At 40.5% G+C, this 20990-nt stretch carries 21 protein-coding genes; 8 read left to right on the top strand and 13 right to left on the bottom strand.

What is annotated here, in order from left to right; translation table 11 throughout:
* The first annotated feature begins 19 nt into the window (after window positions 1-19).
* Together pyrF and yciH are read left to right on the top strand one after the other, a co-directional pair.
* Window positions 20-718 carry an orotidine-5'-phosphate decarboxylase gene (gene pyrF / locus DES39_RS01275; protein WP_121143965.1) on the top strand — a complete coding sequence of 233 codons (699 nt, stop codon included), beginning with the start codon at window positions 20-22 and terminating at the stop codon, window positions 716-718.
* Between the two features lie 10 nt (window positions 719-728).
* Window positions 729-1049 (top strand): stress response translation initiation inhibitor YciH, encoded by a 321-nt coding sequence (yciH, locus tag DES39_RS01270; RefSeq protein ID WP_121143964.1) that lies wholly within the window; start codon window positions 729-731, stop codon window positions 1047-1049.
* 65 nt (window positions 1050-1114) lie between these two features.
* Here yciH and tmaR read toward each other — a convergent pair whose 3' ends face one another.
* The 7 genes from tmaR to leuA form a co-directional block, all read right to left on the bottom strand.
* A complete protein-coding gene (tmaR, locus tag DES39_RS01265) occupies window positions 1115-1435 on the bottom strand; it encodes a PTS system regulator TmaR (RefSeq protein WP_121143963.1) in 321 nt (106 codons plus the stop codon).
* Window positions 1436-1547: 112 nt separating this feature from the next.
* Window positions 1548-2219: a hexitol phosphatase HxpB gene (hxpB, locus tag DES39_RS01260; protein ID WP_121143962.1), complete on the bottom strand. Its 672-nt coding sequence runs from the start codon at window positions 2217-2219 to the stop codon at window positions 1548-1550.
* A complete protein-coding gene (locus tag DES39_RS01255) occupies window positions 2212-2985 on the bottom strand; it encodes a class I SAM-dependent methyltransferase (protein WP_121143961.1) in 774 nt (257 codons plus the stop codon). Before DES39_RS01255 ends, hxpB begins: the two co-directional genes overlap by 8 nt.
* Before the next feature lie 80 nt (window positions 2986-3065).
* A complete protein-coding gene (leuD, locus tag DES39_RS01250) occupies window positions 3066-3671 on the bottom strand; it encodes a 3-isopropylmalate dehydratase small subunit (protein ID WP_121143960.1) in 606 nt (201 codons plus the stop codon).
* Between the two features lie 21 nt (window positions 3672-3692).
* Window positions 3693-5105 carry a 3-isopropylmalate dehydratase large subunit gene (gene leuC, locus DES39_RS01245; RefSeq protein WP_121143959.1) on the bottom strand — a complete coding sequence of 471 codons (1413 nt, stop codon included), beginning with the start codon at window positions 5103-5105 and terminating at the stop codon, window positions 3693-3695.
* 24 nt (window positions 5106-5129) lie between these two features.
* Window positions 5130-6209, bottom strand: coding sequence for a 3-isopropylmalate dehydrogenase (gene leuB / locus DES39_RS01240; RefSeq protein ID WP_121143958.1), 1080 nt, complete (start codon window positions 6207-6209; stop codon window positions 5130-5132).
* A 57-nt stretch (window positions 6210-6266) separates the two neighbouring features.
* Window positions 6267-7811 carry a 2-isopropylmalate synthase gene (gene leuA, locus DES39_RS01235; RefSeq protein WP_121143957.1) on the bottom strand — a complete coding sequence of 515 codons (1545 nt, stop codon included), beginning with the start codon at window positions 7809-7811 and terminating at the stop codon, window positions 6267-6269.
* 529 nt (window positions 7812-8340) lie between these two features.
* Here leuA and hslV point away from each other — a divergent pair.
* Window positions 8341-8868 carry an ATP-dependent protease subunit HslV gene (hslV, locus tag DES39_RS01230; protein WP_121143956.1) on the top strand — a complete coding sequence of 176 codons (528 nt, stop codon included), beginning with the start codon at window positions 8341-8343 and terminating at the stop codon, window positions 8866-8868.
* 67 nt (window positions 8869-8935) lie between these two features.
* Window positions 8936-10267, top strand: a complete 1332-nt coding sequence (hslU, locus tag DES39_RS01225) for an ATP-dependent protease ATPase subunit HslU (RefSeq protein ID WP_121143955.1) — start codon at window positions 8936-8938, stop codon at window positions 10265-10267.
* Between the two features lie 59 nt (window positions 10268-10326).
* On the opposite strand, the gene amtB is transcribed toward hslU, so the two are convergent.
* From amtB to purE, 6 genes are all read right to left on the bottom strand, one after another.
* On the bottom strand, window positions 10327-11625 hold the full coding sequence (gene amtB / locus DES39_RS01220) for an ammonium transporter AmtB (RefSeq protein WP_121143954.1): 1299 nt from the start codon (window positions 11623-11625) through the stop codon (window positions 10327-10329).
* 47 nt (window positions 11626-11672) lie between these two features.
* The gene (gene glnK / locus DES39_RS01215) at window positions 11673-12011 is read right to left on the bottom strand and encodes a P-II family nitrogen regulator (protein WP_121143953.1); all 339 of its coding nucleotides are present in this window, start codon (window positions 12009-12011) and stop codon (window positions 11673-11675) included.
* A gap of 157 nt (window positions 12012-12168) precedes the next feature.
* Entirely contained in the window at window positions 12169-13599 is a 1431-nt protein-coding gene (phoA, locus tag DES39_RS01210) for an alkaline phosphatase (protein ID WP_121143952.1), read from the bottom strand.
* Window positions 13600-13703: 104 nt separating this feature from the next.
* Window positions 13704-15194 (bottom strand): dGTPase, encoded by a 1491-nt coding sequence (gene dgt, locus DES39_RS01205; protein ID WP_121143951.1) that lies wholly within the window; start codon window positions 15192-15194, stop codon window positions 13704-13706.
* A gap of 1 nt (window position 15195) precedes the next feature.
* Window positions 15196-16281 (bottom strand): 5-(carboxyamino)imidazole ribonucleotide synthase, encoded by a 1086-nt coding sequence (purK, locus tag DES39_RS01200; RefSeq protein WP_121143950.1) that lies wholly within the window; start codon window positions 16279-16281, stop codon window positions 15196-15198.
* A 23-nt stretch (window positions 16282-16304) separates the two neighbouring features.
* Window positions 16305-16835, bottom strand: a complete 531-nt coding sequence (gene purE, locus DES39_RS01195; RefSeq protein ID WP_121143949.1) for a 5-(carboxyamino)imidazole ribonucleotide mutase — start codon at window positions 16833-16835, stop codon at window positions 16305-16307.
* Between the two features lie 283 nt (window positions 16836-17118).
* Here purE and guaB point away from each other — a divergent pair, with 283 nt between their 5' ends.
* From guaB to modC, 4 genes are all read left to right on the top strand, one after another.
* Window positions 17119-18582 carry an IMP dehydrogenase gene (gene guaB / locus DES39_RS01190; RefSeq protein ID WP_121143948.1) on the top strand — a complete coding sequence of 488 codons (1464 nt, stop codon included), beginning with the start codon at window positions 17119-17121 and terminating at the stop codon, window positions 18580-18582.
* Between the two features lie 251 nt (window positions 18583-18833).
* Complete coding sequence (modA, locus tag DES39_RS01185; protein WP_121143947.1) at window positions 18834-19592, top strand: molybdate ABC transporter substrate-binding protein; 759 nt, start codon at window positions 18834-18836, stop codon at window positions 19590-19592.
* Entirely contained in the window at window positions 19589-20278 is a 690-nt protein-coding gene (gene modB / locus DES39_RS01180; protein WP_121143946.1) for a molybdate ABC transporter permease subunit, read from the top strand. Before modA ends, modB begins: the two co-directional genes overlap by 4 nt.
* 3 nt (window positions 20279-20281) lie before the next feature.
* Window positions 20282-20962 carry a molybdenum ABC transporter ATP-binding protein gene (gene modC, locus DES39_RS01175; protein ID WP_121143945.1) on the top strand — a complete coding sequence of 227 codons (681 nt, stop codon included), beginning with the start codon at window positions 20282-20284 and terminating at the stop codon, window positions 20960-20962.
* Window positions 20963-20990: the final 28 nt, after the last annotated feature.

Here is a 20990-nt window from a genome sequence, read left to right as displayed (position 1 = left end):
TATACAAGGGAATTATATCATGCCATCACCAATTATTGTTGCTGTCGATTTTGCCGATATTAAATCAGCATGGAATTTTATTGATCGTGTTGAACCAACAGATTGCCGTTTAAAAATCGGTAAAGAGCTATTTACAATAGCAGGTCCCGAATTTATTAAACAAATTCATAATAAAGGCTTTGAAGTCTTCCTTGACTTAAAATTTCATGATATTCCAAATACAGTTGCAAAAGCAGTGACCGCTGCAGCGGATCTCGGTGTTTGGATGACGAATGTTCACGCAAGTGGTGGCTCACGCATGATGCAAGCTGCTAAAGATGCGCTCTATTCTTATGGTAAAGATGCACCCATGCTAATTGCCGTTACCGTGTTAACTAGTATGGAATCAGCTGATTTAAATGAAATTGGCATCAATGTGTCACCATTAGAGCAAGCGACAAGGCTGGCAGTACTTGCTAAAAACTGTGGTTTAGATGGTGTTGTGTGCTCAGCTAAAGAAGTACAAAGTTTTAGGACTCGCTTAGGTAGCGATTTCAAATTAGTAACACCAGGCATCCGTCCAGTTGGCACGGATCCAGATGACCAACGCCGAATAATGACCCCGCAACGTGCTCAAGCAGCAGGGTCAGATTATTTAGTTATTGGTCGCCCAATTACCCAATCTGATCAGCCTGAGCAAACACTACGAGATATATTATCAACACTCGAGCCCGTTTAAGGTTTGTCTTATGTCAGAAAATCATCTTGTTTATTCGACTGAAACAGGTCGAATAAAACCAGTACCCAATAAATCTATCAGTTCCAAAGGCGATGGCATTGTTCGTATACAAAAACAAACGGCGGGTAGAAAAGGCAAAGGAGTTTGTGTCATCTCCGGATTAGACTTAGAGAATATAGAATTGACTAAGCTTGCCGCTGAGTTAAAAAAACGCTGTGGTTGTGGTGGCAGCGTCAAAGAGGGTACCATTGAGATTCAAGGCGATAAACGAGAACTACTCAAAGAGTTACTGGAATCAAAAGGCTTTAGAGTCAAATTCGCTGGTGGATAGTTAGATTGTTTTAAGCATAAAAAAACCAAAACAGTTGTTTTGGTTTTTTAGTAACTCGCTAAAGCTTAGCTGCAGCTCATTACACGCATTTTTGATGATATTTCACGACGCTCTTTTGAGATTTCAGCATTTTTAATAATAAAGTCATCAACACGATCTTCATAATCAAGTTTCATATTGGCAATAATTGCTTGAACTTCATCATACGTCATATTAGGTTTAATATAATCACTTAAATTTTCAAGTAGCAACACACGTTTTTGGTTGTCACGAATTTTTTTCTCATTATCAGTGATTTCGCGTTTGAGTTTATTTAAACGACGAGATAGACGAACATACTCTAATACGTTCTGGAATGAAGGTTTTACTACTTTATCCTTTTCCATGAATAACCCCTTATATCAAATTGTGAATATATAAATTATCAAACTACTAATAAGTATATACTAGTTATAACTTAAAGTAGACAAAATTCCAAACTTAATCAGCACTTTTCGATTATTTTAAATGTGCTCGAGACAGTTCCAATAGTGATTTAAATTGATAGTCAGCAAGGCACCACTGTGGAAGAGTGCGCTCATGCGCGGCTGGAATCACGATCGATTTCATTTGCGCCGCTTTCGTTGCAATCATACCTGGAATAGAATCTTCAATCGTCAAACAGTTAAACGGACTTTCACCCAATTTTTGGGCAGCCAGTAAATACACGTCTGGATTTGGTTTGCCATAAGCCAACTTTTCAGCTGATACGCGCACATCAAAATAATGGGTGAGATTCAAACAATCCGTTACCGCATCAATAACGCGCATTGGTGAAGACGATGCAAGGCCAACTTTCAAACCTAATTCACGACAGAGCATTAATGCCTCTTCTACCCCTGCAAAAATGGGCTTAGTTGCAGAGACTTTCTCAATAACTAAGTCGATAATTTTGTTTACCAGCGTTTCGCTGTGCATATTTTTTTCCGGCACAAGCTGGCAATATAAATTTGCTACCTGATCAATACGTACCCCAGTCAATGATAATTCATATTTTCGGTGTAACTCATCATAATCAACACCGTAAATGGCTAGCGCGTCTTTAACCGCCTCATCCCATAATGGCTCTGAGTCGAGCAAGACACCATCCATATCAAACAAAACAGCTTTGGTTAAAAATAATTTATTCATGACTAGTTGCCTCAATTAGGAGTGTATCACTGGTAAATGAGCCATCGTCTTGAAGCTCAAAATATTGCTGGACTTCTTTGCTAGCTGAAACTTGATATTGTTTGATCGCATCAATAAAATGCGTAGGCGTTCTCATCCGTTTAACCCAACTTTCAAATTGTAATAATAAGCGATAGCGATAGGTCTTATCAACCATTAGCCCAGCTTCGGTAATAAAGGTCAGTAATTCACCTGGCGAGTAATCTCTAACATGAGACGTATCTCGTAATGCCTCAACCGTTTGCAACCAGATATCAAGCACCTGATGGCCTGGTGACGTCACATCGATTAAAAAAAGTTTACCACCGGGTTTTAACACGCGAACCGCTTCGCGCATTGCCACACCAGCATCTCGCCAATGATGAAGTGAATAACGACTAGTGACAATATCAAAGCTTTTATCAGCAAATGGCAATTTTTCAACGATGCCTTGCGTAGTCACTAAATTATGCAACGCTTTCTCTTTAGCTGTTTTACTAACAACATTTAGCATCTCGTCAGATAAATCGTAGGCAGTGACTGATTTAACCGCTTGTGCGGCTAAAAAACTCACATGCCCAGCCCCACAGCCCAAATCTAATAAGTTCGCATTAGGATAATTGGCTAATAATACGGCAAGTTGCTTTAAATCGTCACCTTGAGCATGCACAGAACTGGTTAAATAAGCATTTGCTTGCTCGCCAAATTGCAGCTTTACTCTGTCGTGATGGCTATCTGATTGTGTCATAAGTCTCTCATACTTCTTTCACTGGTATAAAACAAAATAGCCCATAAAATATCCATTTATGGGCTATGAACCGTATTGTATTACGCTAAAAAGCGAGGAACTTTGTGCTCAAAGTCACTAATCGCGCTTTCGTGCTGTAATGTCAAACCAATATTATCCAAACCATTTAGCAAGCAGTGGCGTTTGAAAGGATCAATCTTAAACGAATAGGTTTTATCGCCGGCAATAACCACTTCTTTTTCAAGATCAACGGTAAATTCAATGCCTTCGTTTTCATCAACCAATTTGAATAATTCATCCACTTCATCTTCCGATAGATTAACTAACAATAACTGGTTATTAAATGAGTTATTATAAAAAATATCAGCAAAACTTGAACCAATAATCGTTTTAAAACCATAATCAGCTAACGCCCATGGTGCATGCTCACGTGATGAGCCACAACCAAAGTTTTCACGTGTTAGTAAAATAGTTGCGCCTTTATAACGCGGTTTATTTAATACAAATTCCGGATTCGGTTTTTGCCCTGCATCATCTAAAAATCGCCACTCATGAAAGGCATGTTGGCCAAACCCGGTGCGGGTTACTTTTTGTAAAAATTGCTTAGGAATAATTGCATCTGTATCAACATTAGCAGCATCTAAAGGTGCCACTAAGCCTTGATGTTTAGTAAATTTAGCCATGATTGTTTCCCAAAAGTAATAGCCTTAAAATGGTTGACGGATATCGGTGAAATGACCCGTAATAGCAGCAGCTGCGGCCATTGCAGGGCTCACTAAATGCGTTCTAGCATCACGACCTTGACGACCTTCAAAGTTACGATTACTTGTCGATGCGCAGCGATCACCCGGTGCTAATTTGTCGTCATTCATTGCAAGGCACATTGAACAACCCGGTAAGCGCCATTCAAATCCAGCCTCGATAAAAATTTTATCTAATCCTTCTGCTTCCGCTTGCGCTTTAACCGGACCTGAACCTGGCACAACTAATGCTTGCACACCATCAGCAACTTTACGGCCTTTGGCAATACTTGCTGCTGCGCGCAAATCTTCAATACGTGAATTGGTACATGAGCCAATGAACACTTTATTAATTTTAATATCCGTCATTTTGGTACCAGCGCTTAATCCCATGTAGGCCAAAGCGCGCTCAGCAGAGTGTTGCTCAATTGAATCATCAAAATCACGCGGATTGGGTACAACACCATCAATTGATGTCACTTGACCTGGGTTTGTGCCCCAAGTAAGTTGTGGTGCAATATCTTTAGCCGCTAAAGTGACCACTTTATCAAAATGCGCACCATCATCAGTTTTTAATGTTTGCCAATAAGCAACTGCACGATCAAAATCCTCGCCTTTTGGCGCAAACTGACGCCCTTTAACATAGTTAAACGTAACGTCATCAGGTGCAACGATACCCGCTTTTGCGCCCATTTCAATCGCCATATTACATAACGTCATGCGACCTTCCATCGATAATGCTTTGATCGCATCACCACAAAACTCAACCACATAACCGGTTCCGCCGGCACTGGTTGTTTTGCCAATAATCGCCAGAATAATATCTTTTGCTGTAATACCCTCAGCAACTTGACCATTCACTTCGATTTTCATTGTTTTAGCGCGGCCTTGTTTTAAGGTTTGTGTCGCTAACACATGCTCAACTTCAGATGTACCAATACCAAAGGCTAAAGCACCAAAAGCACCATGCGTTGCCGTATGTGAATCACCACATACAATCGTCATACCGGGTAATGTCATCCCTTGCTCAGGCCCAATAACATGGACAATCCCTCTTAACGGGCTTTGAATATCATATAATGAAATACCGAACTCTTTGGTATTTTTAGCCAATTCAGTTAACTGAATTCTAGCCATTTCACTACATGCACTTAGTTCATTACTTTTGGTCGACGTGTTATGATCCATCGTTGCAAATGTTTTATGCGGCTGACGAACCGTGCGGTTCATCGCGCGTAAACCATCAAATGCTTGTGGTGAAGTGACCTCATGAACTAAATGACGATCGATATATAAAATAGGTGTTTCATTGGGTGCTTCATACACCACATGTGCATCATACAACTTTTGATACAATGTTTTAGGTTGTTTGCTCGACATTGCTGTATTCCTTTATAAATTTTATTAGATCAAATTGCAGATAATATCGCCCATCTCATCGGTGCTAATATGTTTGCCGCCACGCGCTAAGTCAATCGTGCGATAACCTTGTTCAAGCGCTTTATTAACAGCATTTTCAATCTGTTTAGCGATATCGTCGCGTTTTAAGCTATATCGTACTAATAAAGCAAGCGATAAAATTTGCGCTGCAGGGTTAGCAATATTCTTACCAGCAATATCAGGCGCACTGCCACCGGCTGGTTCATAAAGCCCAAATCCTTCTTCATTTAGGCTTGCAGAAGGTAGCATTCCCATTGATCCAGTAATCATCGCGCACTCATCAGATAAAATATCACCAAATAAGTTTGAACATAGCATCACGTCGAATTGAGCAGGATCTTTGATCAGCTGCATCGTCGCATTATCAATATACATATGCTCTAAGGCGACATCAGGATAAGCTTTTGCCACTTCACTGACCACTTCACGCCATAAAATTGAAGTTTGTAGGACATTGGCTTTATCAATTGAGGTCACTTTTTTACGGCGTAATCTTGCCGCTTCAAAACCCATTTTAGCAATACGTTCGATCTCAAAACGGTGATAAACTTCAGTATCAAATGCTTTTTCTTGTGGGCCACTGCCTTCACGGCCTTTTGGTAATCCAAAGTAAATTCCACCAGTTAACTCACGCATACATAAAATATCAAAACCACGCTTTGCAATATCGTCGCGTAACGGGCAAAGTTCTTCTAATCCCTGATAAAGACTAGCAGGACGCATATTAGCAAATAATTTAAAGTGTTTACGTAGTGGTAGCAATGCACCGCGTTCAGGCTGTTGATCCGGTGGTAGATGAGTCCATTTTGGTCCACCGACAGAACCGAATAAAATGGCATCAGCTTTTTCACACCCTGCTAGTGTCTCTTTAGGTAATGGACAACCATGAATATCAATGGCAGCGCCTCCAACATCATATTCACTGGTCGTGATCGATAATTGGTATTTTTCCCGTATAACATCGAGTACTTTATAGGCTTGTTTCATCACTTCTGGGCCGATTCCATCCCCAGACAAAACGGCTATATGGTATGACTGTGACATAAATGATCCTCAATTGTTTTTCTATTGTGTTATTTTCTAATTAGGTAATTTTACATATTAACCGTGTAAACGCTGCTTTGCTGCGGCAACAATTGAAGCACGATAAATATTATTTAACGCATTAATTAACGCTTTAGCTGATGCTTCTACAATGTCCGTTGCTAAACCCACACCATGAAAACGTCTGCTATTATATTCAACCACAATATCGACTTGACCTAATGCATTCTCACCTTGCCCTTTAGAGGCTAATTGATATTTTACAACAGAAACCGGAATATTTGTAATACGATTAATAGCTTGATAAACCGCATCGACAGGACCATTACCCGTTGCTGCGTCTGATTTTTTCTCATCCCCTGCGGTTAAACTAACTGACGCAGTTGATACCACCGTCGTACCCGATTGTACGTTAAAATAATCTAAGGCAAAGTGCTCTTCATCATCTTTTAGATTATTCATAAAAATTAAAGCTTCTAAATCATAATCAAACACTTGGCCTTTTTTGTCTGCTAAGGCTAAAAACGCTGCATAAATCGCATCTAAATTATAATCTTCATCACGGTAACCTAATTCTTGTAACCTGTGTTTTACTGCGGCACGACCAGAACGGGATGTTAAATTTAACTGTACTTGATTTAAACCAATCGATTCTGGCGTCATAATTTCGTAAGTTTCACGATTTTTTAACACGCCATCTTGATGAATACCTGAAGAGTGGGCAAAGGCATTACTACCAATAATAGCTTTATTGGCCGGAATTGGCATATTAGCTATTTGACTGACAATTTGGCTTGTACGATAAATTTCTTGATGATTAATATTGGTATGGACATTTAAAATATTTTGACGAACTTTGATCGCCATAATCACTTCTTCTAAAGCCGTGTTACCAGCACGCTCACCTAAACCATTCATCGCGCCTTCAACTTGACGAGCTCCCTCTTGTACCGCACTAATTGAGTTGGCCACTGACATACCCAAATCATCATGGCAGTGCACCGAAATAATCGCTTTATCAATATTTGGTACACGCTCAAATAAGGTGCGAATAATACCACCAAACTGGTAAGGAACGGTATAACCAACTGTATCGGGAATATTAATCGTTGTCGCCCCAGCAGCGATTGCCGCTTCAACAATGCGACATAAATTATCGATTGGCGTACGCCCTGCATCTTCACAAGAAAATTCAACATCGTCAGTATAATTACGCGCACGTTTCACACTATGAACCGCTCTGGCAACAACATCATCAAATGACATTCTTAATTTATCTTGTACGTGTAACGTTGAGGTGGCCATAAAAGTATGAATACGAAATTGTTCAGCGACTTTTAAAGCTTCGGCAGCGACATCTATATCTTTATCAACACATCTTGCTAATGCACAAACGCGACTATTTTTAATTGTTCTGGCGATCGTCTGCACGGATTCAAAATCACCAGGAGAAGAAACGGGAAAGCCCACTTCCATCACATCAACGCGCATTCTTTCTAATGCTAAAGCAATTTGTAGCTTTTCTTTCACACTTAAACTGGCTTGTAATGCTTGCTCTCCGTCACGTAATGTGGTGTCAAAAATAATTACTTGATTGCTCATTTGTTTTTTCCTTATATTAAATACTAAATTTGCCAGTTTATGCTGCAAGTTTTTCTAATCTCAAAAAACAAAAAACCCGCAACTTAGCGCGGGTTTCTGTTAATCATGAAGCAAATGTTAATCCAATTTTACTCCGAATACAGACTATCCGCGCAAGACGATGCGAGGAGGAGGAGGCTGAGTAGGAGGTTCATTGAGTTAAACATTTAGTTCTCTTAATAAATTTTAAAAATAATAGTGCTATTTCTATCAAATATTAGACCGAGTGTCAAGCAACTATTTCTAATGAGTCATGATTTTAGTCATAGCAGTAACGTTTATCATAGAAATATCAACAACAATGATTATATTCAATGAGCAAATAACGATATCTAATCTAAATGATTAACTAAGGAATTACACACCATGTCATTAACATTTCTCTACACTTCTCGAGTTGAAAAGCATTTTATCATCCCAATATAAACTATATCTATCCTCAGCTTGATCGTGAATATTGATCAACTGATATAAATTCAAGGAGCAAAATGTGACTACAATTGTAAGCGTCCGTCGTAACGGACAAGTTGTCATTGGCGGGGATGGCCAAGTGACTCTAGGGGAACGAATTATCATGAAAGGCAATGCAAAAAAAGTGCGCCGCCTTTATAACAATAAAGTGATCGCAGGTTTTGCCGGTGGCACAGCGGATGCTTTTACATTATTTGAACTATTCGAGCGAAAGCTTGAAATGCACCAAGGACACCTAACGAAGGCGGCTGTTGAACTCGCCAAAGATTGGCGAACAGACAGAATGCTACGAAAACTCGAAGCGCTACTTGCTGTTGCCGATGAAACTGCCTCGTTGATTATCACTGGTACTGGTGATGTTATCCAACCAGAAGACGATTTAATTGCTATTGGTTCAGGTGGTCCATATGCACAAGCGGCCGCAAGAGCTTTACTTGATAGTACTGAATTATCAGCAAAAGATATTGTACAAAAATCACTCACCATCGCTGGTGACATTTGCGTGTACACCAATAGTTTCCAAACAATTGAAGAATTAAATTATTAATCATCATTGGTGTAATACCAATGATACTAATTTAATAAATTGATAAACATATTGAAGAGAACAGATTATGTCCGAAATGACCCCAAGAGAAATAGTTAGCGAACTTAACCAACATATTATTGGTCAAGATAAAGCAAAACGTGCCGTTGCAATCGCGCTACGTAACCGATGGCGACGTATGCAACTTGATGAGGCATTGCGTCATGAAGTCACCCCCAAAAATATTCTTATGATTGGACCAACGGGTGTGGGTAAAACTGAAATTGCCAGACGCCTTGCTAAGCTTGCTAATGCACCTTTTATTAAAGTTGAAGCGACCAAATTTACCGAAGTCGGTTACGTTGGTAAAGAAGTTGATTCGATTATCCGCGATCTGACCGATTCAGCCGTAAAAATGATCCGAAGCCAAGCGATTGAAAAAAATCGTAATCGCGCTGAAGAACTTGCTGAAGAACGTATTTTAGATGTGTTAGTACCGCCGGCTAAAGATGGATGGGGTCAAACTGACAATCCGACCGAATCAACAGCAAGACAAGCTTTCCGTAAAAAATTACGTGAAGGGTCTTTAGATGACAAAGAAATTGAAATTGAACTTTCTGCGACTAATATTGGCGTTGAAATCATGGCACCTCCAGGTATGGAAGAGATGACCAGTCAATTACAATCCATGTTTCAAAATATGGGTGGGCAAAAAAGTAAGCCTCGAAAAATGAAAATTAAAGATGCCTTTAAGCAGCTCATTGAAGAAGAAGCCGCTAAGCTGGTTAATCCTGAGGATTTAAAACATGAAGCCATCGAGTCGGTAGAGCAAAATGGCATTGTCTTTATTGATGAAATCGATAAAGTATGTAAACGTGGCAGTAACTCGTCAGGCCCTGATGTATCACGTGAAGGGGTACAACGCGATTTATTACCACTGGTTGAAGGCTGCACTGTGTCAACCAAGCATGGTTCAGTAAAAACGGATCATATTTTATTTATTGCATCAGGGGCATTCCAAACAGCAAGTCCATCTGATTTGATTCCTGAGCTACAAGGCCGTTTACCTATTCGAGTTGAATTACAGGCGTTAACAACGCAAGACTTTGAGCGTATTTTAACGGAACCCAACGCGTCATTAACCGTGCAATATAAAGCATTAATGGCAACGGAAGGTGTCAATATTGAATTTACTCCAGAAGGTATTCGTAAAATTGCCGAATCCGCATGGCAAGTTAATGAACAAAATGAAAATATTGGTGCTCGTCGCTTACATACCGTACTTGAGCGCTTAATAGAAGAAGTGTCATTTGATGCCAGTGATCTAGGTGGTAACACCATTACGATTGATGCCGATTATGTGAGTAGTCATCTGGATAAATTAGTTGCAGATGAAGATCTAAGTAAATTTATTCTATAATGTATTGATTAAAAACAAAAGAAAGGCTAGCTTTGCTAGCCTTTCTTATCTCTGCACCATTATTGGTTGAACGCACTTTCACCGTGACTATTAATATCTAATCCTTCACGTTCATGCTCTTCTGACACACGTAAACCAACAAGTTTATCGGCAATTTTAAAGGCAATAAAGGCAACGACTCCCGTCCAAACAACGCAAGTGACAATGCTCAGCGCTTGAATACCAATTTGCGATATCATATTAATACCATTGGCATAACCAACGCCACCTAACGATTCAGCCGTAAAAATACCGGTTAATAAGCAGCCAACAATTCCACAGACACCATGCACCCCAAATACATCACAAGTATCATCAACACGTAGCATACGTTTTAATGCTGATACGCCCCATACCCCAACCGCACCACATACTAAGCCAATGATAAGCGCACCGCCAACACCGACAAATCCCGCCGCTGGCGTAATACCAACGAGTCCAGCAATCACTCCCGAACACGCACCTAAACACGATGGTTTTCTGCGATGAATCCATTCAACCGTCGACCACGAAAGTACTGCGGCAGCAGTTGCTGCCATAGTATTAATAAATGCAAGCCCCGCAATTTCATCTGCCTGAGTTGAAGAGCCAGCATTGAAACCAAACCAACCAATATACAAAATGGCAGCACCAATATAGACATACGGTAAATTAAACGGTTTTAATGCTTCTTTATTAAAACCTAACCGTTTACGAATTAAATAGGCCCCGACTAATCCAGCAACCGCAGCATTAATATGTACTACCGTTCCGCCTGCAAAATCCAATGCACCTTCATCGCCAAGGATACCACCACCCCACACCATATGCGCCATCGGAATGTAAGAAAAAGTGAACCAAATCAGCATAAAAATAATGACTGCAGAAAACTTAATTCGCTCAGCAAAGGCACCGGGAATTAAACAACAAGTAATACAAGCAAATGACCCTTGAAATGCAACCCAAACTAATTGATAGATAGATCCTTCAACATCTGTCATCTTAATATCAGATAACAAAATTTGATCAAAGTTACCAAAGAACCAATTGCCATCACCAAAGGCAAGTGAATAGCCATATAAAATCCAAAGCACACAAACTAATGAAAAGGTAAAGAGTACTTGTGACAACATCGATAAAATGTTTTTAGAGCGTAGCAATCCGCCATAAAACAACGCAATGCCTGGGACTGACATAAACAGCACTAATGCAGTACAAATCATCATAAACGCGTTATCAGCTTTATCTGCACTGCTAGCGACTTTTTCAGCAATCCTATCATCAGCTAGCACACTCGCTGATATAAAAAGACTGGCTAGTATTATTAATTTTTTTAACATAATCAAAATCCTGTTCTCGAGTTTTTCATCATTTATACAAATATCACTTAAAGCGCAGCATCATCGGTTTCACCAGTACGAATACGAATAGCGTGTTCAAGGGGAGTGACAAAAATTTTGCCATCACCAATCTTTCCGGTGTAAGCCGCCTTCGTAATTGTTGCTAAAACATCATCAAGCTGCTCATCAACAATTGCCACCTCAATTTTAACCTTAGGTAAAAAATTCACGGTGTACTCCGCACCACGATAGAGCTCAGCATGCCCTTTTTGGCGGCCAAATCCTTTGACTTCAGTCACCGTTAATCCATTGATATCAATATTTGATAAGGCTTCTCGTACATCTTCTAGTTTGAAAGGTTTAATGATAACAGTAACTAACTTCATAGCAGCTCCTCGTAATTGAAAAAATCATCAATAGTCCTGCAAATGTTGTGCCAGTTTTTAATTTAATTCGTTACGGTATGAGTTGATGGGTAAAATCATGTTATTTAATTAAATAACCAAAGGATAATACACGAAGTGTATTATCCAAATGTACAAGCTATTGCGTCGATGTTACTTGATTTAATGATAATGCATCACTAATAATAAAAAATAAGTCGGTTTGATCGATAAGTCCCGTCACATTGGCGGCTGAGGGACCGTAAGCCGCTATTCTTACTTGTGTGCCTGTATGTTCTTGGCTTTCCGTTTCACTCGTCGCATAACTTATCGCCATAAAACTATTATCTTGGGTTTTTAATGTTTGCGTTAACCCATATGCCTGACTGTTAACGGGGATAATCTGCGTAGCATGAGCATGGTCAGCCGTCACAATAACTAACGTATCGCTGTTTTCTTTGGCAAATTGTAATGCCACTAATACTGCCTCATCCAAATCAGCAGCCTCGCCAAATTGACCACACGGATTGGCATAATGCGCTTGTTTATCAATCGATGCACCTTCAACTTGCAAAAAGAACCCATTAGGATTACTTTGCAACAATTTAATGCCTTTTTTAGTCATCTCTGCAAGAGTCGGTATTTGGGATTTACGTTGTGGATTCATGCTGCATGTCACGGCGTTATCATCTAAGTTGCCGTGGTAAACCGCTTGAGGACCAATCCATCGTGCTGGCATATTGCCTGGCGCAAATAAACCTAAAAGAGGATCTGTTTGACCTGCATGCTTAATATTGTTAAGTTGATCGAGATTGGTAACAATCTGGTAACCACGCTCAGTAGCTTGCTGAGTTAAACTTTTTCCTTGCCATTGCCCCGCTTTTGCTAACTCCGCAAATGTTTTGACACCCCCACCTAATGTAACATCGGCACGAACATTGAGTAATTGCTCCGTAATCGAACCGGCACCACCCGCTTCTAACGCATTGATTTGACAAATGTCACTGGTAACATCGGGCCCATAACATTTTCGATTTATGACATGAGCGTATAATGCTGCAGGTGTCGCGTCTTGAATTTCAGCAGTAGAGATATTTCCAGTTGCTTTTCCATGTTCTTTAGCAAGTTCTAACAAAGTTCTATGTGGTTGCTGAAATACATCGACGCCTAATGCGCCATTATAAGTCTTAACGCCAGTTGTCCATGCCGTCGCAGAGGCCGCAGAATCAGTAACATAATTTGGTAAGTGACTCAATTTATCAAGAGAGTAGTGTGTATAAGAACCAGTAAACTGCAAGCTATCCAATCCCGAAAAATAACCGCCAGCACCTTTAATATAATTGCGTGCGGCGGTAATTTCAGCATCGCCCATGCCATCACCAATTAATAAAATGACATTCTTCGCTTTATTATTATTAATAATCTGCTGTAATTCACTTACCTGTTGACGATTTAAACGCTTTGCCCCGCCAAAATCTGTAATATTTCCTACCGCTGACCGAGTATAAAAAAATTCGTCAGCCATAATACTCTGACTAAGAAATAAAGAAGATAACAACAGAGCGGGAAGTTTGATTGAAGTTAATTGCATAGCTATTTCCTTTTAAGTTAACACCGAGCTTGATAAGAAATAGCTTATAAAGAGATCATGTCATTTTTATGACATATCTACTATTTTATGCGGTCGACCTATTGCTAATCAGTCACCATTAATTGTCGATATTCATCATAGGCAAAGTGATCGGTCATGCCGCTAATATAATCTTGAATCAAACGCGACCGATAATAAAACTCCCAAACCAAAAAGCCCTCCGCTTGCCTATCGAGTTGTTCAATCGCTTGTTCATAAGCAATACAATGCTTAGCGGATAATTTATGGAATAATCGCGTTTCAATCATATAATGTTTGTGGCGACCTTTTTCGACTAATTCTAAAAAATCATGAGCCGGCATGGCGAGCAAAGGACAGTAAATATCGAGCAAACCATTAATAATGCGGTAACCTTGTAACTCAATATTTTCCACTGACTCATGATTAAACACATGCTTAAAACCAACATTTTTAAAAATATCGAGCAGTTTAAACTCCGCATCATGATCCTCGAGTAAAGCGTGATTAAACGAACCCTCATAAATCGCATCAATATTCTCAATAAAACGCTCAGCTGCGTGTGGCACCAATTTACCGATCGTATTCACTCTTAAGTACATAAAAAATTGATCAACGCCAATAGGATAATATGCACTGTGTTTTAAACTCGAGTAGGCCCGTTTCACTACCACATCAAAAAGATCACCCTCTTTTATTGGCCCCCACTCCTCGTGCAAATAATCGTACAGTTGTTCAACCGTAAAAATACGTTTTTCCACCGCATCTTCTAAATCGGCAATGCAGTAAGAGATATCATCAGCCGCTTCCATAATATAAGTTAACGGATAACGGTGATACTCTTGTTGCCCAAGGCTACTAAGTAGTTCTTTTACAAAGGGTTCTTCAGCTAAATAAAATCCTGGTTTTTTCATTAAATAATCAAACTGAGCAGGCAATGCTTGCGTCCAGTAAGCCGGCTTGGTGTATTTTAAAATACAGGCAATTTGTGAATAGGTTAAATTGAGTTTTAAAATCGTATGCACCAAACGAATCGCTTGCGCATTGCCTTCAAAATGACATAAATCTTGTCGTACTTTTTTGCGCAGCTCATTCAAAGCCGCACTATCTGTTGGCTGATAATTCAGTAAGGTATAATCTGTCTGTTGTTTATCAACGCCTAAACGGTTTGTAAACCAATGATTAATTGCGGCTTCACCAAAATGGCCAAAGGGTGGATTGCCAATATCATGCATTAAGCACGCCATTTCAACTAAACTTTCGATCACAACACTGAGTTTATCCAAACCATATTGCTTTAATTGATGGCTCATCTCTAAGCGCTGATAAATCTCTTTGACAATATAGCGACCAACTTGTTGGACTTCGAGTGAATGCGTCAACCGGGTGCGTACCACCGAATTGCGCTCTAATGGGAAAACTTGTGTCTTTTGTTGCAAACGACGGATAGCGGCAGAATTCAAAATGCGACCACGGTCACTTTCAAAACGGCGAATGAGCGCATACTCATTAGCCTCACACTCTTTTTGCCCACCAACATGGCGCTGATAACTAATTTTACTTTTAAAATCAATCATATTAACCCTCAATCCCTGACGCTAATAATTTTTCTTGTGCCCACTCAATCGCGCTCAAATAATCACTTGGCAGCATCGTTCTTAACGTGCTTAGCGAATGACTTAAGCGCTCGTGATCCTGATGAGTAAGGTTTAAATGACCCACTTTGCGCCCTGCTCGAACCTCTTTATTGTACCAATGCAAATGAACGAGCGGCTCCGATAACCAATCTTGATGATAAGGCGTGCCAATCAAGTTAACCATTACACTAGTCGAAAAGACATCTGGGCTTGGTAGTGGTAAATCGAGTATCGCCCTTAAATGCAATTCAAACTGACTAATCGATGCGCCATTTTGTGTCCAATGGCCACTATTATGTACCCGAGGAGCAAGCTCATTAATCAAAAGCTTATCGCCAACAGCAAAGCACTCCATCGCCATTACGCCAATATAATCAAGTTCGGTCATAATGGTGCTTAACATGGTTTGAGCTTGCCGTTGTAGCGTTGCATCAACATCAGGTTGCGCAACACTCATTTTTAAAATACCAGCTTGATGAAAATTATGCGTTAAAGGATAAAACACCATTTTACCTTGGCGATTACGTGCACCAATTAATGACATTTCACCGTCAAAGTTGATTGCTTGCTCAACAATGCAAGATTGGTAAGCCTCTAAAGGTACTTGTTCAACACAGTCAGCCGTCACGCGCCATTGACCTCGTCCATCGTATCCCCCGACTCGGCTCTTCACAATCAACAAATTACTTAATTGATTAAATAAAGTCGGCCAAATATCGGCATGTTCTAGAATTCGCCAGGCTGCCGTCGGTAGATGCAAACGATCAAACAGCTGCTTTTGTGTTAAGCGATCAGCAATAATCGGAAATACATCGCGGTTAATAAAAGCCTGATGCTGCGCTAAAATTTGCGTAAAGGGCGTATCTGGACAGCGTTCAATTTCAGCCGTAATTATCGAATTTTGATAAGGGATAGTTGCGGGATCTAGATCTAAACCAACCGGATACACATCAATACCTAATGGCTCGCCCGCCTGACGAAGCATTCGTCCTAATTGACCATTACCTAATACACATACCGATTTCATGGAAAGCTCCTTGTCATTAGCGCTTAACTTACTCTGGGATCTGAATTGGCAAGCACATCATCAGTCTGAGCCTGCCGAAATGTTTCAAGCCGTTGGAAAAGTGACGCATCATCAATTGCCAAAATCTGGGCGGCTAATAACGCAGCATTCGCGGCGCCGGCTTTACCAATGGCAAGAGTGCCAACTGGTATGCCTTTTGGCATCTGCACAATCGAGTATAAACTATCTATCCCACTCAACGCGGCGCTTTGTACTGGTACGCCAAGCACAGGGACTAAGGTTTTTGCTGCCAACATACCCGGTAGGTGAGCGGCCCCGCCCGCTCCGGCGATAATCACTTTAAAGCCATTCTCTTTCGCTTTTTCAGCAAATTGAAATAATTTATCCGGCGTTCGATGCGCGGAAACAATTTCTACCTGAAACGGCACGGCAAGCTGTATTAGCATATCTGCGGCATGTTGCATGGTGCCCCAATCACTCTTGGACCCCATGACAATGGCGATCTGACTCTGTAATGGTTTGACAATGGAACTGGCTAAGGATTGTTTAGACATAATGGCACCTTATCAAAATCAAGAGAGCACCATTATAAAGAATTTACCTAATGAGTTATAGGTTAATTTTGATTTAATATCGGTTTATCTTTTAATCGGCAAAATAAGTCTACCGAACTAAGTCATACTGCAAAAATAAAGTAAATACCACGTTAATAAAGACAACAATCGATTTAATTCGCATTTTTATTAAAAATAACTGGCTTTACCCAATAAAAAAATATAGAATGCTTCGGCAATATTTTATCAAAACTTTTCTTCAACTCTCACGGTGAATATTGCTATGTCTCGCATAATTAAAGAAGCACTGACCTTCGACGATGTCTTATTAGTTCCAGCTCATTCGACCGTTTTACCTAACACGGCTGATATTAGCACACAGTTAACCCCCACTATAAAACTTAACCTGCCAATGATTTCGGCAGCGATGGATACTGTGACCGAAGCGGCTTTAGCGATTGCTTTAGCGCAAGAAGGCGGTATTGGTTTTATTCATAAAAATATGCCGATTGAAATGCAAGCAGAGCATGTCAAACGAGTGAAAAAACACGAAAGCGGTGTTGTGCAAAATCCAATCACGGTTTTACCAACCGCTACGATTAATGATGTGATAAAACTGGCGAAAGATTATGGTTTTGCCGGTTTTCCTGTCGTCAACAGCAATAATGAACTCGTGGGTATTATTACCGCGCGTGATGTGCGCTTTGCAACCGATTTAACCTCACCAGTCACTGCCGTTATGACACCAAAAGAGCGTTTAGTCACCGTACTTGAAAATGAACCTCGTGAAGTAGTATTACAACGCATGCACGAACGCCGAGTTGAAAAAGTCTTAGTCGTCGACCATGCTTTTCATTTAAAAGGCATGATTACCGTACGCGACTTCCAAAAAGCCGAAGCCAAACCAAATGCGTGTAAAGATGAACAAGGCCGCCTACGTGTAGGCGCGGCAGTTGGCGCAGCACCGGGTAATGAAGAGCGTATTGCCGCGCTGGTTGAAGCCGGCGTTGATGTATTATTAATCGATTCATCGCATGGTCACTCAGAAGGCGTATTACAACGTATTCGTGCAGCAAGACAAGCTTATCCAGATTTGCCAATTATTGGTGGTAATGTTGCAACGGCTGAAGGGGCATTAGCACTGATTAAAGCGGGCGTTAGCGCAGTGAAAGTGGGCATTGGCCCTGGTTCAATTTGTACAACAAGAATTGTGACGGGTGTTGGTGTACCGCAAATTACCGCTATTATGGATGCGGTTGAGGCAGCTAAAGCCCATCATATTCCTGTTATTGCTGATGGTGGTATCCGCTATTCGGGTGATATTGCCAAAGCACTTGCTGCAGGAGCCAGCTGCGTTATGGTTGGTTCAATGTTTGCAGGGACGGAAGAAGCGCCTGGTGAAATTGAGCTCTACCAAGGACGTGCATACAAATCTTACCGAGGGATGGGCTCACTAGGCGCGATGTCTAAAGGTTCATCTGATCGTTATTTCCAAACCGATAATGCTGCCGATAAATTAGTCCCGGAAGGCATTGAAGGTCGCATTGCTTATAAAGGGCCATTAAAAGAGATTATCCATCAGCAAATGGGCGGATTACGTTCATGTATGGGCTTAACTGGCTGTGCAACCATCGATGAATTACGAACTAAATCACAATTTACCCGTATCACGGGCGCCGGTATTAAAGAGAGCCATGTACATGATGTTTCGATTACCAAAGAACCACCTAATTATCGTTTAGGTTAATTTTTTAGGTACATAAAGGCGACAAATTGTCGCCTTTAGTATTAACGCCCCAGCATTAATATCGTTATACTCTGCATGCCACCGTTCATCGTTCATCACGCGCTACCTAAAAACCGCACTGCTTAACGCGCGATATCATATACATCGTATAATTATTTTGTTAAAATCGTTATATTATTTTTTATATAACGAAATTAAACCCTCATTATCACATATCATCGTTTAATCTGCGTATTCAACCAGGAAAGTATATGAACAAATTCATTAAAATGATTATCGTAACTAGTGCCCTACTCGTTAGTCTTTGTGCTGTTTCAGCCGAGAAAGTGACCGTCTTTGCTGCCGCATCATTAACCAATGCGATGCAAGATATTGGTGCGCTCTATAAAACTGAGCATCCTGATAGCAACATTTTATTCTCTTTTGCCTCCTCCTCAGTACTTGCCAGACAAATCGAGCAAGGTGCGCCGGTTGATATTTTCATGTCAGCGGATCAAAAATGGATGGACTACTTAATTAACGAGGAGCTAGCCAATAATAAAGAGACCTTGCTCAAAAATGCGTTAGTGCTTATTGCCCCAATTGACTCAAAACTTAATAATGTGGTTATTGACCGTAACACCGATTGGCAAACCATTTTACCCGCCAACGAAAAAATGGCAGTCGGCGATCCTGATCACGTACCAGCGGGTCTTTATGCGAAAGAATCATTAACTCACTTAGGTGTGTTTAAACAACTTGAGCCTCAGCTGGCTCGAGCTAGCAATGTACGGGATGCTTTAATGCTAGTTGAACGCGATGAAACCGCATTAGGGATTGTCTACAGCACGGATGCCAAAGTCAGTCAAAAAGTTAAAGTCATTGGCGAATTTCCAGTAGAGAGCTTCGAAGCGATTGAATATCCAATCTCCAGACTCACCGATTCAAATGATGCGAAAGCTTTTTACCAATTTTTAAAAAGTTCACAAGCTACTGCGATATTTAAACAATACGGTTTTGTGACGCAATGATCTTAACGCAATATGAGTGGCAGGTATTGCTACTTAGTTTAAAAATTGCCGGCGTTGCTGTTGTATTTAGTTTACCTATTGCTATCTTAGCGGCCTGGTTACTTGCTCGTTGTAACTTTTGGGGTAAATCGTTATTTGACAGCGTGATTCACCTGCCATTGGTTTTACCCCCCGTTGCGCTTGGCTACCTCCTGCTCATGACGATGGGCAGGAAAGGCATTATTGGTCAGTGGTTATACCAAAATTTAGGACTCAGTTTTAGTTTAGACTGGCAAGGCGCCGCATTGGCATCAGCTGTTGTTGCCTTTCCACTGGTTGTTCGATCGATTCGATTGGCCATTGAGTCGATTGATCTTCGTTTAGAAAATGTCGCCAGAACCTTGGGCGCGAACAGAGTCCGTGTATTTTTAACCATTACGTTACCGCTTGCTTTCCCTGGCATTTTAATGGGTATTGTACTCGGCTTTGCTCGCTGCCTTGGCGAATTTGGTGCAACCATCACCTTCGTGTCAAATATTGAGGGAGAAACCAGAACGATTCCCTTAGCGATGTATACACTGCTACAGATTCCTAATGGTGAAAATGCAGCAATGCGACTGTGTATTATCTCGATCGTGTTAGCATTCATCGCGTTAATCATTTCAGAATGGTTAAACCGCTGGCACAAAAAGAAACTGGCGGGATAAATCATGCTACAGATTAATGTGACTAAAACATTGTCCTCTTTTACCTTTGCATTTAATCAAGAAATTACATGTCAGGGCATTACCGCTATCTTAGGCGTCTCTGGTTCAGGAAAATCAACGCTAATCAATTTACTTAATGGTTTACTCCAACCCGATAACGGCATCATTAAACTGAATGATACAACTTTAGTTGATACCACAAGCAATCAATTTGTTCCCGCTCAGCGGCGCCATATTGGTACGGTCTTTCAAGATCCGCTTCTTTTCCCGCACTATACCGTACGTAAAAATTTACATTATGGCTTACACAAAGCGATGGTAACAAGATTTGATGAAATTATTCAAGTGCTCAATATTAGCCACTTACTGCACCGCTACCCAGCAATGCTATCAGGGGGAGAAAAGCAGCGCGTCGCCATTGGCCGAGCACTCTTGACTAACCCGCAATTGCTATTAATGGATGAACCACTATCCGCGCTAGATATGCCAAGAAAAAAAGAGTTGATTCATTATATTCAACATTTAGTTAATGAAATCAATATCCCCATTATTTATGTCACTCATAACATTAATGAGGTCAAAAAACTCGCTAATAATGTTGCTATTATTGATCAAGGCAAACTGTATGATTATGGCGAGACAGACGCGATCTTGCAAAGTGACTATTTACAGCATTGGTTATAGTCAGATCAAAAAACGGGATAATTATCCC

This window comes from Orbus hercynius (assembly GCF_003634275.1).
GTDB lineage: Bacteria > Pseudomonadota > Gammaproteobacteria > Enterobacterales > Orbaceae > Orbus > Orbus hercynius.
The sequence above is the reverse complement of the archived record's forward strand: the minus strand, read 5'-3'. Positions and strand labels throughout refer to the sequence as shown.

Coding starts and splice junctions, on each gene's coding strand:
- pyrF (WP_121143965.1), top strand. CDS start 20: ATGCCATCACCAATTATTGTTGCTGTCGATTTTGCCGATATTAAATCA.
- yciH (WP_121143964.1), top strand. CDS start 729: ATGTCAGAAAATCATCTTGTTTATTCGACTGAAACAGGTCGAATAAAA.
- tmaR (WP_121143963.1), bottom strand. CDS start 1,435: ATGGAAAAGGATAAAGTAGTAAAACCTTCATTCCAGAACGTATTAGAG.
- hxpB (WP_121143962.1), bottom strand. CDS start 2,219: ATGAATAAATTATTTTTAACCAAAGCTGTTTTGTTTGATATGGATGGT.
- DES39_RS01255 (WP_121143961.1), bottom strand. CDS start 2,985: ATGACACAATCAGATAGCCATCACGACAGAGTAAAGCTGCAATTTGGC.
- leuC (WP_121143959.1), bottom strand. CDS start 5,105: ATGTCGAGCAAACAACCTAAAACATTGTATCAAAAGTTGTATGATGCA.
- leuB (WP_121143958.1), bottom strand. CDS start 6,209: ATGTCACAGTCATACCATATAGCCGTTTTGTCTGGGGATGGAATCGGC.
- leuA (WP_121143957.1), bottom strand. CDS start 7,811: ATGAGCAATCAAGTAATTATTTTTGACACCACATTACGTGACGGAGAG.
- hslU (WP_121143955.1), top strand. CDS start 8,936: ATGTCCGAAATGACCCCAAGAGAAATAGTTAGCGAACTTAACCAACAT.
- amtB (WP_121143954.1), bottom strand. CDS start 11,625: ATGTTAAAAAAATTAATAATACTAGCCAGTCTTTTTATATCAGCGAGT.
- glnK (WP_121143953.1), bottom strand. CDS start 12,011: ATGAAGTTAGTTACTGTTATCATTAAACCTTTCAAACTAGAAGATGTA.
- phoA (WP_121143952.1), bottom strand. CDS start 13,599: ATGCAATTAACTTCAATCAAACTTCCCGCTCTGTTGTTATCTTCTTTA.
- dgt (WP_121143951.1), bottom strand. CDS start 15,194: ATGATTGATTTTAAAAGTAAAATTAGTTATCAGCGCCATGTTGGTGGG.
- purK (WP_121143950.1), bottom strand. CDS start 16,281: ATGAAATCGGTATGTGTATTAGGTAATGGTCAATTAGGACGAATGCTT.
- purE (WP_121143949.1), bottom strand. CDS start 16,835: ATGTCTAAACAATCCTTAGCCAGTTCCATTGTCAAACCATTACAGAGT.
- guaB (WP_121143948.1), top strand. CDS start 17,119: ATGTCTCGCATAATTAAAGAAGCACTGACCTTCGACGATGTCTTATTA.
- modA (WP_121143947.1), top strand. CDS start 18,834: ATGAACAAATTCATTAAAATGATTATCGTAACTAGTGCCCTACTCGTT.
- modB (WP_121143946.1), top strand. CDS start 19,589: ATGATCTTAACGCAATATGAGTGGCAGGTATTGCTACTTAGTTTAAAA.
- modC (WP_121143945.1), top strand. CDS start 20,282: ATGCTACAGATTAATGTGACTAAAACATTGTCCTCTTTTACCTTTGCA.